The organism is Devosia oryzisoli (assembly GCF_014837245.1).
GTDB classification, from domain to species: domain Bacteria; phylum Pseudomonadota; class Alphaproteobacteria; order Rhizobiales; family Devosiaceae; genus Devosia; species Devosia oryzisoli.
The window spans coordinates 907,995-921,670 of sequence record NZ_JACYFU010000001.1 but is presented as its reverse complement, the minus strand read 5'-3'; the positions used below and the strand labels follow the sequence as shown (position 1 = coordinate 921,670).

At 62.6% G+C, this 13,676-nt stretch carries 13 protein-coding genes; 7 read left to right on the top strand and 6 right to left on the bottom strand.

Translation table 11 applies throughout. From position 1 onward, the window contains the following. The first annotated feature begins 1 nt into the window (after position 1). From IC608_RS04635 to IC608_RS04625, 3 genes are read left to right on the top strand one after another with little or no spacing between them, the layout of a single operon-like run. A complete protein-coding gene (locus IC608_RS04635) occupies positions 2–712 on the top strand; it encodes a 5-oxoprolinase subunit B family protein (RefSeq protein WP_191773018.1) in 711 nt (236 codons plus the stop codon). After that, entirely contained in the window at positions 607–1,611 is a 1,005-nt protein-coding gene (locus IC608_RS04630) for a 5-oxoprolinase subunit C family protein (protein WP_345890829.1), read from the top strand. The genes IC608_RS04635 and IC608_RS04630 overlap by 106 nt, the downstream gene beginning before the upstream one ends. Next, positions 1,608–2,432: a LamB/YcsF family protein gene (locus IC608_RS04625; protein WP_191773015.1), complete on the top strand. Its 825-nt coding sequence runs from the start codon at positions 1,608–1,610 to the stop codon at positions 2,430–2,432. Before IC608_RS04630 ends, IC608_RS04625 begins: the two co-directional genes overlap by 4 nt. A gap of 28 nt (positions 2,433–2,460) precedes the next feature. Here the strand turns inward: IC608_RS04625 and IC608_RS04620 are convergent, their stop codons facing one another. From IC608_RS04620 to IC608_RS04600, 5 genes are all read right to left on the bottom strand, one after another. After that, positions 2,461–3,231: an ABC transporter ATP-binding protein gene (locus IC608_RS04620; RefSeq protein ID WP_191773014.1), complete on the bottom strand. Its 771-nt coding sequence runs from the start codon at positions 3,229–3,231 to the stop codon at positions 2,461–2,463. Further along, entirely contained in the window at positions 3,231–3,995 is a 765-nt protein-coding gene (locus IC608_RS04615) for an ABC transporter ATP-binding protein (protein WP_191773012.1), read from the bottom strand. The genes IC608_RS04620 and IC608_RS04615 overlap by 1 nt, the downstream gene beginning before the upstream one ends. Before the next feature lie 10 nt (positions 3,996–4,005). Next, positions 4,006–5,157, bottom strand: a complete 1,152-nt coding sequence (locus IC608_RS04610; protein ID WP_191773010.1) for a branched-chain amino acid ABC transporter permease — start codon at positions 5,155–5,157, stop codon at positions 4,006–4,008. Position 5,158: 1 nt separating this feature from the next. After that, positions 5,159–6,190 (bottom strand): branched-chain amino acid ABC transporter permease, encoded by a 1,032-nt coding sequence (locus IC608_RS04605; RefSeq protein WP_191773008.1) that lies wholly within the window; start codon positions 6,188–6,190, stop codon positions 5,159–5,161. Between the two features lie 109 nt (positions 6,191–6,299). Next, complete coding sequence (locus IC608_RS04600; RefSeq protein ID WP_191773006.1) at positions 6,300–7,655, bottom strand: substrate-binding protein; 1,356 nt, start codon at positions 7,653–7,655, stop codon at positions 6,300–6,302. A 177-nt stretch (positions 7,656–7,832) separates the two neighbouring features. Between IC608_RS04600 and IC608_RS04595 the strand changes: the two genes are divergently transcribed. Genes IC608_RS04595 through IC608_RS04580 form a run of 4 tightly spaced genes read left to right on the top strand, consistent with a single transcriptional unit; the run spans position 7,833 to position 12,821 of the window. Beyond that, positions 7,833–9,458 (top strand): short-chain fatty acyl-CoA regulator family protein, encoded by a 1,626-nt coding sequence (locus IC608_RS04595; protein WP_210316194.1) that lies wholly within the window; start codon positions 7,833–7,835, stop codon positions 9,456–9,458. Positions 9,459–9,473: 15 nt separating this feature from the next. Then, positions 9,474–9,896, top strand: coding sequence for a response regulator transcription factor (locus IC608_RS04590; RefSeq protein ID WP_248306164.1), 423 nt, complete (start codon positions 9,474–9,476; stop codon positions 9,894–9,896). Next, positions 9,880–10,110: a hypothetical protein gene (locus IC608_RS04585; protein ID WP_191773001.1), complete on the top strand. Its 231-nt coding sequence runs from the start codon at positions 9,880–9,882 to the stop codon at positions 10,108–10,110. Before IC608_RS04590 ends, IC608_RS04585 begins: the two co-directional genes overlap by 17 nt. Beyond that, positions 10,110–12,821, top strand: coding sequence for a sensor histidine kinase (locus IC608_RS04580; RefSeq protein ID WP_191773000.1), 2,712 nt, complete (start codon positions 10,110–10,112; stop codon positions 12,819–12,821). The genes IC608_RS04585 and IC608_RS04580 overlap by 1 nt, the downstream gene beginning before the upstream one ends. Here the strand turns inward: IC608_RS04580 and IC608_RS04575 are convergent. Next, on the bottom strand, positions 12,818–13,633 hold the full coding sequence (locus tag IC608_RS04575; protein ID WP_191772998.1) for an ion channel: 816 nt from the start codon (positions 13,631–13,633) through the stop codon (positions 12,818–12,820). The two genes, IC608_RS04580 and IC608_RS04575, sit on opposite strands and share 4 nt — an antisense overlap. Positions 13,634–13,676: the final 43 nt, after the last annotated feature.

The following is a 13,676-nucleotide window of genomic DNA, read 5'->3' as shown; positions in this document are numbered from 1 at the left end:
CATGGTCGAGGACCACTGTGCCAGCATCGACGAGGAGCCAGCCATGGATGTGCGAGCGCGATATCCCCAGCGCGTGGACATTCTGCCGCTTGGCGATACCACACTGCTTGTGCGGTTCGCCAAGGGGCTGGACGATGAAGCCAACCTGAGGACCATCAGACTGGCCAAGGTGCTCGTGGACGATTTGGCGGACGGGATCGTCGAAGTCGTGCCCAGCCTCGTTTCGCTGCTGGTGCGGTATGACCCATCGGTCACCGATCCGTTCCGCCTCTCCGGAGAAATTCAACTGCGATTGGGGCGGGCCGGGGAAGCCGTTTGCTCAGAAGAGCACCTTCTGCATGTTCGTTTCGGGGGAGAGGACGGCCCCGACCTGGAGGACGTTGCACACACTCTCGGCGTGTCGCCCGAGGAGTTTATCTTGAGCCAAACGACGGCTCGCCTGCGGGTGCTCGCCACGGGTTTTGCGCCTGGTTTTGTCTATTGCGGCTTTCACGAGGCCTGGCTGCATGTCCCGCGCCGGACGATTGTGCGCCCGGAGGTGCCTGCGGGGAGCGTTCTGTTTGCTGCAGGGCAGACGGCCATTGCGGCGACCGAAGTTCCCACCGGGTGGCACGTGATCGGACGCACCGACTTCCGCAACTTTCAGCCATCGCAGGACCCGCCGACACTGCTGCGGCCAGGCGATTCGATCCGCTTCGGAGCCATCGATTGACCGCTCGGGTGCTGTTCGAGCGGGCTGGGCCGCTCACAACCATCCAGGATGCCGGTCGTTTCGGATATCTTGGGGCAGGGATCAGCGCATCCGGCCCGATGGACCAGCGGGCCTACCGCCGCGCGGGCGTTTGGGCGGGAGCAACAGGGGGCGGCGGTCTCGAGTTCACCCAGGCCGGCCTAGACTTGGTGGTGGCCGAAGGGGCATGTGATGCTGGATGGGATGGCGGAGACTTCGTCCTTGCCGTCAATGACCGACTGCTTGATTGGCCGGGTTCTGCGCACTTGCAGGAGGGCGACCGGCTCAGCATCAGGCCGGGCGCTCACGGCAATTATGGCTATCTTCGCTTTGGAGGCAGGATCGACGTGCCCGAGGCGCTGGGAAGCCAATCCACCAGCACAAGAGCACGACTCGGCGGCCTGGAGGGCAGGGCTTTACGAACTGGCGACGTGCTGACCGTTTCTGGTGAGGGCAAAGGGCGACGGCCGGCTAGCGTGGTTCCGATGGAGGCGGGAGATGTCCGGTTCATCTGGGGTATCCACGCGGACTTCTTTGCCGGCGACCTTCGAGTGCGCTTCAACGGTGCACCCTTCCGGATCACCAGGACGCTCGACCGGATGGGTGTGCGGCTGCAGGATGAATCGAAAGTCTTCGAAGGAGCCAGCATCCTCTCTCTGGTCTCGGAGCCAGTACTGCCGGGGGATATTCAGATCCTCGGGGACGGAACGCCCATCGTGCTGATGCGCGACCACCAGCCCACCGGTGGTTACCCCCGCATCGGCACGATCATCGCCGCCGATCTTGATCGCTTCGCGCAGATGCGGCCCGGCACTCCCGTTGTTTTTGCGCCGGTAACCGTGGACCATGCGCACCAATTGCTTCGGAGAGCGGCACCATGACCAGCATCGACCTCAACGCCGACCTTGGCGAGGGAATGGGCTCGGACGAAGACCTCCTGGCCATCGTCTCGAGCGCATCGATCGCCTGCGGCGGACACGCTGGCGATGCGGCCACCATCCGGCGCGTGTTGAAGATTTGTGCGGCCCGCGGTGTGCGCGCCGGGGCGCATCCGGGCTATGCCGACCGCAAGCGTTTCGGGCGTTTCCGTCTCGTGCTGCCGCTCGATGACCTCCTGGCTCAGTTGCGCAGCCAGCTTCTGCTCGCCCGGCATGTTGCCGATGAAGTGGGCGTGCCGCTCGAGTTCGTGAAGCTGCATGGGGCCCTGGCCAACCAGACGGCCGAGGAACTGGCTCTCGCGGTCGGCGTGTTTGCCAGCATCCAGGCGATGGACCCGAAAATGGCGGTGCTGGCGCTGGACAATAGCCAGCAGGTGCGGGCGGCCCGGGCGGTCGGTCTGCCACTCATCCGGGAAGCTTATGCCGACCGGGCTTATACCCCCGACGGGCTGCTCGTCCCGCGCAACGTCGAAGGAGCGGTCATCGAAGACGCGGACGCTGTCATCGAGCGTTGCCTGCGGCTGGCCCATCGGCACGAGATCGTCGCCATAGACGGCACGGTGCTGCGTTCAGAGGCGCGATCAATCTGCCTGCACGGCGATACGCCCGGCGCGGTCGGTCTGGCCCGGGAAATCCGGGATGCGTTGGAAGGGGACGGAGTGACCATCGCACCTGCCGCCCCAGAAGTTGACGAACCCTGGGACCTTCGGATGGGAGAGGATGAAATCGGCGATATGCCTTTAAGTCCGAAAGACCCAGGGTAGGGAAGCAGCCGAACAAGGCTGCGTTGTCTCAGATGGCCAGGTACTCGTGGCGCAGGTCCGTGTTTTCCAGCACTTCGCGGGCTGAACCGGAGAAGACGACCTCTCCGGTGTCGAGAATGACGGCCCGATCGGCAAGTTTGAGGGCGGCCACCGCATTCTGTTCGACGATAATCGTCGTGATGCCCATCGGCTTGATCGAGTGCAGGATGCGCTCGATTTCGTGGACGATGACCGGTGCCAGACCTTCATAGGGTTCGTCGAGCAGCAGCAGCTTGATGTCACGCGCCAGTGCTCGAGCGATCGCCAGCATCTGCTGTTCGCCGCCGGAGAGCGTCACCCCTTCCTGTTTTCGCCGTTCTGCAAGTCGCGGGAAACTCTCGTAGATGCGCTCGAGGGTCCAGCCGTTCCCCGGGGATACCTTTGCCAATGTCAGGTTTTCCTCCACCGTCAGGCCGGCAATGATGCGGCGATCTTCAGGGACAAGCTGAACGCCGGCGCGCGCGGCTTGGAAGGCCCGCATGCGGTGTAGGGGCGCCCCGTCGAGCCAGATCTCGCCGTGCCGCATCTGCGGATTGTCGAGACGGGCGATGGCGCGGAGGGTCGAGGTCTTCCCGGCGCCGTTCCGGCCGAGCAGAGCAAGAATCTCGCCCTTGCGAATATCGAGAGACACGCCCTGCACGATATAGCTCTCGCCGTAGTAGGCGTGAACATCCCGCACCGAGAAGAACGGGCGGCTGGCGTCGACGCCCACCGCCGCATCGCCCACCCGAACGCCATTTTCCACAGCGATTGCGTTCATCAGTGAGTGCCTCCGAGATAGGCTTCCTGGACCGCCGGATTGCCCCGCACGTCGTCGGGAGAACCGTCGGCGATGATGCGCCCCTGCGCCAGAACGGAAATCTTGTCTGCCAGCGAAAACACGACGTGCATGTCGTGCTCGATGATGACCTTCGTCATGCCGCGCTGCTTGATCTTCTGCAGGAGCTCGATAGTGGTGTTGGTGTCGTGCCGGCTCATGCCGGCCGTCGGTTCGTCGAGCAACAGGAGGCGAGGGTGCTGAATCAGGCACATCGCCAGCTCCATGCGCCGTTTGTCACCGCGGCTGAGGCTGCTGGCCAGCATGTCGACGTGGCCCGACATGCCGACGTCTTCGAGCATATGCAGCGCCTCGTCCCGGATAGTGGTCTCGGCATTGAGGTTCTTGAGCATGTTGAGCCGGAAGGCGCCATCACGCTTGGCAAGCGCCGGGATCATCACGTTGTGCAGCACCGACAGGTCACCAAAAATCTCGGGCGTCTGGAACACGCGGGCAATGCCGAGCTGATTGATCTGGTACGGTTTGCGTCCTGTGAGGACGGCACCATCGAAGACGACCTGTCCGCTGGTGGGCGCCAGCTTGCCAATGATGACGTTGAGCAGCGTCGACTTGCCCGCGCCGTTGGGACCGATAATGGCGTGCGTCGTGCCTTCTTCGACCTGCAGGTCGATGTCGGCCAGAGCATGGAGACCGCCAAAACGCTTGTGGACGTCGGCAACGTGCAGGACGATGTTGGGTTGAGCCATTGTCGATGTCCTATTCGGCCGGGCGGGGGTGGGGACGAGCCTGGTTTGCGGGGCGGCCGCTGCGTCGTGAAGGCCGGAATTGATCGGCGATCCGCCGCACGCCCTCCATCACGCCGCCGGGCAGGAAAATCACGATCAGCACGAAGACCAGACCGAGCGTGAGGAACCAGCCATCGCCAACGAACTTGCTGGTGATCTGCACCATCGCATCGGAGACGCCGTCGGGAAGGAAGCTCCAGAAGCGGGCAAGGATGACGTCGTTTATGGCCGAGAAGATGTTCTCGAAGTACTTGATGAGCCAAGCCCCGATCACCGGACCCAGAAGGGTTCCTGCGCCGCCCAGAATGGTCATCAGCACAACTTCGCCGGAGGCGGTCCACTGCATGCGCTCCGCGCCGACCAGCGGATCCACGATTGCCAGCATACCGCCGGCCAGCCCGGCATACATGCCCGAGATCACGAAGGCCGCGAGCGTGTAGGGTCGGGTGTTGAAGCCTGTGTAGTGCATGCGCGTCTGGTTTGACTTGATGCCCTTGAGCATCATGCCGAAAGGAGACCCGCTGATCCGCTGCGCGAGGAAAAAGGCGACGATCAGCAAGGCGGCGCAGAAATAGAAGGCTTCGAAGCCCTGCAGGGGCATGCCCAGAAGCGTGGGCGACGGTAGGCCCGGGCCTGCCTCGAAGAGGGCATTGTCCAATACGCGGGGGTCGCGCAAGGTGAGCTGGAGGCCGGTTTCCCCGTTGGTGATGGGAGTGAGCACGGAATAGGCCAGGTTGTAACTCATCTGGGCGAAGGCGAGGGTGAGGATCGAGAAGTAGATGCCCGAGCGCCGAAGACTGAGAAAGCCGATCAGAAGAGCAAAGAGGGCCGATATGACAACGGCAAAGAGCAGGGCGGGAAGCGCGTCCATGCTCAGAAGTTTGAACGACCAGACCGCTGCATAGGAGCCGACGCCGAAAAAGGCGGCGTGGCCGAAGCTGAGATAGCCAGTCAGGCCGAACAGGATGTTGAAGCCGATGGCAAAGATCGCAAAGATCGCGAACCGGTTCAGCAGGTCTGGGTATCCGGCGCCGAAGGGAGCCAGCCAGAGCGGCATGGTCAGAACGGCTATCGTGAAACCGATGAGAAGAAGCAGGTCGTTGCGGGACATGAAGGTGGACATGTCAGGCCTCCATGACGCCGCGCCGGCCCATCAGGCCGCGGGGGCGGACCAACAGGATCAGGACAGCGACAAGGTAGATGATGATCTGGTCGATGCCCGGTATGATGGCCTTGATCTCGTTCATCGACGCGAAAGACTGAAGGATGCCCAGGAGGAAGCCGGCCGCAACGGCGCCGGGTAACGACCCCATGCCGCCGACGACGACGACCACGAATGACAGGACCAGGAAGTCCATGCCCATGTGATAGTTGGGCGGCAGGATGGGCGTATACATCACCCCGGCCATGCCAGCGACGACGGCCGCCAAGCCGAACATGATGGTAAAGCGGCGGTCGATATTGATACCGAGCAGGCCAACCGTTTCGCGGTCAGCCATGCCCGCCCGCACTACCATGCCAAAGGTCGTGAACTGGAGGAAGGCAAAGACCCCGCCAATAAGGATAGCCGAGAAAAGGAAATAGATCAGACGCCAGAGTGGGTAGGTAATGACATTGGCCTGCATGCCCAGCCAGGCGCCGATATCGGCCGCGCCGCGCAATTCGACAGGCATGGGTTGGGGCAAGGGGTTGGGACCGAAGATGGACTTGATCACTTCCTGCGCCACGATGGCGAGACCGAACGTGACCAGGATCTGCTCGGCGTGAGGGCGCTTGTAGAAGTGCTTGATGATGCCGCGCTCGAGGGCAATGCCCACCAGCAGCATTATGGGGATCGTCAGGAGCAACGACACCGGAACCGAGTAATTCACCAGAACGGCGCCGAAATCACCGAGCCATGCCTGCATGAGCGGCTCGCGGACCTCGAGCGGCGTACCCCAGGGGGACAGCTTCTCTGGATCAAGGGTGACGGTCTCGAGGGTGAGGAGCATGCGCATCGCAACGGCGCAAAAGGCGCCGAGCATGAACAGCGCACCGTGCGCAAAATTGACCACCCCAAGGGTGCCAAACACCAAGGTCAGTCCCAACGCTATCAGCGCGTATGCAGCGCCTTTGTCGAGACCGTTGAGGAACTGCAGAAAGATGACATCGAACATAAAGTGCTCCGGCGTCCGTTACGCCACTGGCCCCGTTGCGGGCCTGCCGGATCCACTCAGGGATCCGGCAGGCTCAATGCGTTGAGCCAAGGGCTCAGCCGACGGGTCGTTAACAGACCGGTGCGGGTTCGGCCGGGCCAAGTTCCCCGCCGAAGATCGCAGGGTCATAGGTGACCGTCTCCCGATCGACTTCCTTGACCACATTGAGGACGTCGAATTCGCTGGTCGGGCTTTCATTACCCTGCACGACGAGAACGGACTTGATGCACTGGTGGTCTTCTGCCCGGTAGAGCGTCGGGCCATTGCCCATGCCTTCGAACTCGTGCCCTTCAAGGGCCTTGATGACCTCTGGCGGGTAGAAGGTGCCTGCGCGCTCAACGGCGTCGGCATAGAGCAGGGTCTGCACATATGCCGTGTGGGCGGCCTGCGACGGCGGTGACCCATAGGCCGCACCGAACGACTTGGTGAAGGCGATCGAGCCAGGGTCCTGCAGGTTCCAGTGCCAGTTGGACGTGCCGTAAATGCCCTTGACGCTCTCGCCGGCACCCTTGGCCATCAGTTCCGAGATCAGCGGCGTAACAATCTGGAAGTCCTTGCCGTTCGCCTGGCGATCCCGCATGCCGAACTGCACGGCCTGGGTGAGCGAGTTCACCATGTCGAGGCCATAGTGGTTCAGGATCAACACGTCCGCGCCTGAGTTGAGCACAGGCGTAAGGTACTGGGAGTAGTCAGTCGTGCCCAGTGGCGTGCGGACCGCAGCCACTGTTTCCCAACCCAGCGCCTCGGTTGCGTTCTTGATGGACTCTTCCTGCGTCCAGCCCCAGGTGTAGTCAGCCGTGAGGTGATAGGCGCGGCGATCAGTGCCGTATTGCTCGCCCAGGATCGGTCCGAGCGCCACGCCGGACTGGTAGGCGTTGAAGAAGTGGCGGAAGCCGTAGCGCTTCTTGTCCTTGCCGGTGGTGTCGTTGGAATGGGTAAGGCCCGCCATGAAGATGACGCCCATTTCCTGGCAGAGGCCCTGAACGGCAATGGCTTCGCCCGAGGACGAACCGCCCGTGATCATGATGGCGCCGTCGCGCTCAATCATTCGGGTCGCGCCGGCGCGGGCCACGTCCGACTTGGTCTGGCTGTCCGACGAAACGTAGCCCACCTTCTTGCCGAGGATACCGTTGCCCTTGAGTGCGGTCGGCGCAAGGACCGCGATCAGGCCGCCGTCGCCTTCACCGTTGAGGTGGGCGATGGCCAGTTCATAGGCCTTCTGCTCATCCGCGCCTTCTTCTGCATAGGTGCCAGTCAAGGGCAGGTTGAGGCCAAGAGTGACGGTATCGCCCGTCGGGTTGTTGCAGAACTCCTGCGCCCAGGCGCCCTTGCTGAAAACCAATGGCGCGACGCCAGTGCCGATGATGCCGGCCATACCGGTCTGCAACACCTTGCGCCGCGTGAGGCCACGCGAAATCTTTGTCATAGAGACTCCTCCTTTGCGCGGGGCCACTGGTGCATTGCCAGCCACTCACCGCTGCCAAATAGTCGACACAATTGAAAACCGACGCAATAGTCCGTTGTTCTGCCGCATAATTTCTGTCAACACTTGCATTGAAAACGGCAGAGGCCGGTAAATTCGTTGACAGACGGGGAGGTGCGAGTGCGAGCGCCGATCGGTTTTCGCATCAGCAACAGGCGGAAAGTGCTGCGGATTTCGCAGGCGGCACTCGCGCGTATGGTCGGCATCTCCGCCAGCTATCTCAACCTGATCGAAAACAACAAGCGGGACATCGGTGGCGCGCTGCTGCAGCGGGTGGCTCAGAATCTGGGCATAGACGTCGGCGAACTCACCGGTGAGGCCGAGCAGAAACTGCTGCAGGACCTCGAGGAGGCGTATGCCGATCCGTTGGTCGAGTCGCTGGACTTTCAGCCCGACGAACGACGGCATCTGGTGGCGCAATATCCGGCGAGTGCGGCCGCGCTGGCCCGCCTCCATCGCGCCTACGCCAGCGCAACTGCGAATGCTGACGCCTATGCGGATCGGTTGCGCTCGGACCCGCTTCTTGGCCAGTTGTTGCACCAGATACTGTCGGGTGTGACCGCCGTCCGGTCGAGCGCGGAAATTCTGGAGGACGTGCCCGACCTCGCGGACGAGGAGCAGCGGCAGTTCATCGGCGCCATCACCCGGGAAACGCGTGGTCTGACCGACGTCATTCGCACGCTGATCGGCCAGTTCGAGGTGTCCAGCAAGGCGCGGCGCAGCGGCTCTACCGCTCGCGAGATCGACGACTTCATCATCGAAAGCGCCAACTATTTTCCGGCGCTTGAGGAGGCAGCCTCACGCTTACGCAACACGATCTTGTCCTGTGGTCCGTTCGGCATCGCCTCGCTTGAGGTCGCCTTGGGCGAAGGGTTCGGCGTCACCACAGTGGTGGGGGAGCGGCCCCAGGGGGCAGACCCGCATTATGCAGGGCAGTATCAGTTTCTCCCTGACACCCGCATCCTTTGGTTCAGTGGCGCCACCACCAACGCCACTCGCCAGTTCCAGCTTGCGCGTCTCTTCGCAGAATTGTCGGTTCCCGAACTCATTGCACAACAGCTCCAAGGGCAGGGCTTCACCGCCACTGCTGAACGGTTGGCACTGCGGGCGCTCGGAACTTACCTGGCCGGCGCGATTGTGCTGCCATACGATGCGTTTTTGGAAGATGCGGAACGCTCAGGCTACGACCTGGACTTTCTGCGACAGCGTTTTTCGGCAAGCTATGAACAGGTCGCGCATCGGCTTGTCACGCTGAGACGGCCGGGAAGAGAAGGCGTCCCCTTCGGCTTCCTCCGCTCCGACCCTGCCGGACGGCTGACCAAGCACTTTCCGCTGCCAGGCCTGCTACTGCCGAACTCAGGGCATGCCTGCCCACTCTGGGCCATCTACGCCGCGTTCCGGACGCCAGACATGGTGACGCGACAGGTGGTGCGGTTCTCGGACGGGTCCAGATATCTGTTTATTGCACGGACCGTGAACCGGCGCAGCGCCGGGTTCAGCGATCTGCCACTGACCTCCTCGATCATGCTCGCGTGCAACGTGTTGCACGCAGACAGAACCATCTATGCCCGGGGTCTGGATCTCAACGACACCACGCTCGACGTTCCGGTGGGCCCCAGTTGCCGGCTTTGCCCCCGCACGGACTGCCCGAGCCGTCAGGAGGAGGCACTTGCGCCGGTTGCCGGACAGCCGACCATGCGTGCGCCACTCGTGCCGACGGGTTTCTCGCTTGGCGAACAAGAATGATTAGGATTTACTCATATGGCGGTGGGGAGACCGCTCGACCTTGAGGGGGGTGCCTTGGCGATCGATGTGCTGATCGCGGAGGATGAGCCGAGCATTCTGGAATCGCTCGACTTCATTCTTCGACGCGCTGGCTGGAGTGTGCAGTCTGTTTCCGATGGGGAGGCGGCGCTGCACGGCGTGCGAACGCTTGAGCCGCGCGTCCTTGTTCTCGATGTCATGCTGCCACGACGCAGTGGCTTCGACGTGCTGAAAGTGCTGCGGAATGATCCTGAAACGCGGGATCTGCCGATCCTGATCCTGACCGCCAAGGGGCAGCAGCAGGATAGGCAGACCGCCGAAGACCTGGGCGCCAATGCTTTCGTCACCAAGCCATACGCGAACGCCGACGTTGTGGGTGCGGTGCGCCAGTTGCTGACCGACCATGCCGGAACCTCGTAAGCTCGAGAGCGGCGTCTTCGTCTTCACGATGCTGGGCGCGCTGCTGCTCGTACCGCCGCTGGTGATCATCTTCAACCAGCCCATCGTCCATTTCGGAGTGCCGCAGGTGGTGCTCTATCTGTTCGGCGTGTGGCTGGCGCTGATCGTCGGCACTGCGCTGCTGACGCGCTTTCTGCCCCGTGATGCACGTGGCGATAGCGAGGATAGGCGCTGATGCTGTCGGCCGATGTCGTCATCGCGACCGGCGTCGCCTATGTCGGCGTGCTGTTCGTGATCGCCTATCTCGGAGATCGCCAGACGCGCAACAATGCCGGGTCGTTCCTTCGCTCCCCGGCAATCTACACCCTCTCGATCTCCGTCTACTGCACCAGTTGGACCTTCTACGGTGCGGTGGGCAACGCTGCGCGAAACGGCCTTGAATTCCTGACGATCTATCTCGGCCCGACGATCGTCTTCGTCGGCTGGTGGTTCTTGCTGCGCAAGCTGGTCTATGTCAGCCGCTCCCAGGCCATCACCTCGATCGCAGACCTCCTGTCGTCCCGGTTCGGCAAGTCGAGCCGCCTGGCAGTGCTGGTCACGCTGATCGCGGTGATCGGGATCACGCCCTACATCGCGCTCCAGCTCAAGGCGATCACGTCCTCGATTCAAGCCGTCGCTGCTTCGGGAGAGGGGGCGCGAGGGAGCCTCGCGGGTGTCGACGATGGCGCGCTGGCGCTCGGGGTGGCCGCCGGCATGGCGCTCTTCACGATTTTCTTCGGCACGCGCAACGTCGATGCCAATGAGCAGCACCATGGGGTAGTGGCGGCCATTGCCTTCGAGGCGGTGGTAAAGCTTGCAGCGCTGCTGGCCGTCGGCATCTTCGTGACCTTCGGCCTTGGCGGTGGTTTCGAGGCGATTTACCAGAAGGCGGCAGCGGCCGGGGTGGAGGTGCACGCGCAGGGGAATTTCGGTCCCCGGTGGATCGCCATGATCATTCTTTCGGCCGCGGCCATCGTGTGCCTGCCGCGGCAGTTCCAGATCACCGTGGTGGAAAGCGCGGGGCCGGATCACCTGAGAACGGCAGGGTGGGCATTTCCCGCCTACCTCCTGCTGATGAGCGTGTTCACCATGCCGATTGCGCTCTACGGGATGAGCACGATGCCGCCCGGGTCAAACCCGGACATGTTCGTTTTGACGCTGCCGCTCTCGGCCGGCCAATCGGCGCTGGCGTTGCTGGCATTCATCGGCGGATTTTCATCGGCCACCTCCATGATCATCGTGGCGTCGATCGCGCTCTCGATCATGGTTTCCAACCACATCATCATGCCGATCATCCTGCGCTCCAGTGGCCCCGGAACCCGCAATGGGCAGGGGCTCACGCGTCTCCTGCTGATGAGCCGGCGCCTGTCGATTATGCTGATCCTATCGCTCGGTTTCCTCTATTTCCGGCTGACTGGCGAAACCGATGCGCTGGCGCCAATCGGCCTCATCTCGTTCGCAGGCGTGGCGCAGTTCCTGCCACCAATGCTGGCGGGCCTTTACTGGCGCGACGCCACGCTGAAGGGCGTCGCTGCCGGTATTCTTGTCGGATTCGCGGTGTGGGCCTGGACGATGCTCCTGCCCAGTTTCGAAACTGTCAGTTCCACGGTGGCGCGGATCATGGCGAACGGTCCCTGGGGCATCCGCTTTCTCCGCCCCGAGCACATGTTCGGGCTCAATGACCTTGATCCGCTGGTGCACTCCGTTTTCTGGAGCCTGCTTCTCAACTCGGCTTTTCTGGTTATCGGATCGCTCTTCACGACGCAGTCGCCCCTCGAGCGCATCCAGGCGACCCTCTTTGTCGACATCTTCAGGCGCCGCGAGCCGCTGAGGCGCAGTTTCGTGCAAGGCGGTGCGACGGCGAACGACCTCTACTTCGTCGCCGAGCGGGTGCTTGGGGCTAACCGGGCCACGTCGCTGTTTGAGGCAGCGGCGCGCGAACAAGGGGGTGATGCCGCCGGGCTGGAGCTGACGTCGGACCTCATTGGCCGGCTTGAGCGGGAACTTGCCGGATCCATAGGCGCTGCGTCGGCGCACGTGATGGTTTCAAAGGTCGTCGCTGGCGCGGACGTTTCACTTGAAGAAATGATGCAGATGGCCGGCGAAACGCAGCAGGTCATCGAATATTCTCAGGAGTTGGAAAAAACGTCGGAGGCTCTGCGCCTGACGGCTCTCAAGCTGGAGGCCGCGAACGCGCAATTGCGGGAACTCGACAGCCAGAAGGACGAGTTCCTGAGCCAGGTCAGCCACGAGGTCCGGACCCCGATGACCTCCATCCGCTCATTTTCCGAGATCCTCTCGGATCCCGGGAGCCTCGATGAAAGACAGCGGCAGCACTTTGCCTCGACTATCCACCAGGAAAGCCTGCGCCTCACCAAGCTGCTCGACGAGATTCTCGATCTCGGGACGCTGGAACGGGGCGAGAGGCCCTGGCAGAGTGCCCCGATCGATGCGGAGGCCGTTCTCGATCGGGCTCTTGCCGTGTGCGACGTGCTGTTCAGGCAGAAACAGATGAAGCTGGAGTTTGGGGAGCGGGCGCGCCCAACGGTTGTGGAGGGCGATGCGGACCGGCTGAGCCAGGTGTTCATCAACCTTCTTTCCAACGCGGTGAAGTACAATGACGCCGCCGAGCCCGTGTTGCGCATCTCTTCGTTCACAAGGGCCGGGTCCTATGTGGTGGACATCGCGGACAATGGGCCCGGCATCGCCAAGGCAGATCGGGCGCTGATTTTCGAGAAGTTCGCTCGCGGCCGCCAGGGCCTGGCCGGGCAAGGGGGGGCTGGGCTCGGTTTGGCCATCAGCCGCCAGATCGTGACGGCAATGGGCGGTACGCTGGACCTTGTGCCGGGACCTTTGCGCGGAGCCTGTTTCCGCCTGCGCCTCCCGGTGGTGCGGCGGGTCTCCTAGTGCCCCCCTTCATCGGGGATGTTGAGAAGGTGGCCGCAGGCTTTGCAATGAACGGCGTCGGGCTCATGCCGGGAGAGGCCGCACTGGGGGCAGGGGAAGGTGACCTTGGCAGGCCGAAAGACCAATTGGGCCAGGCGCACGAACAACGAGATGCCGATGATCATGATGACGATCGACACAAGCTTTCCGAAGGGACCGGGCAGGGTGATGTCGCCGAAACCCGTTGTCGTCATGGTGGCGACCGTAAAATAGAGGGCATCGACATAGCCTGAGATGTCGTCGCGCCCGACAAAGGCGGTGTAGACGAAGCCGGTAACGACGAAGACAAACACCAGCAGGTTGATCGCGGCCTGGATGGGTTCGCGATAGTGTCCCAGGTCGCGCTTTTCGAGAGGCCGCCAGACCAATGACGACCGCGTCAGCGTCCAAAGCCGCAGGATCCTCAGGAAGCCGAGGTTGAACAGCCAGGTCGGCGCCAGGAGTGTGACCAGAATGAAGATATCAACGATGACTGCCGGCTGCCGTAGCCACCGGCTGACATGAGTTGCAGCCATGCCTCTGGCGACGAGGTCCAGAGCCAGGAGCGCCGCAATGGAGTAGTCGAACCAGAGAAACCTGGGGTCTCCTCGAAGCAACGGCGAAGCGATGAAGAAGGCGATGATGGCGAGGTCAACGACGAGTATGGTGACCTGAAACCGGACCGCCGCGGGTGACTGGCTGTGATAAAGCAGACGGAGACGCGAGCGCAGGCCAGCCCAGCCTCTCGATCTGGTTGCATCGTCATCCGCCGATGATTTAGTACTGGCACCCACGACGCCGTCCTCTGAGATTTCCGCTCTGTCGGCGTCAAAAAAG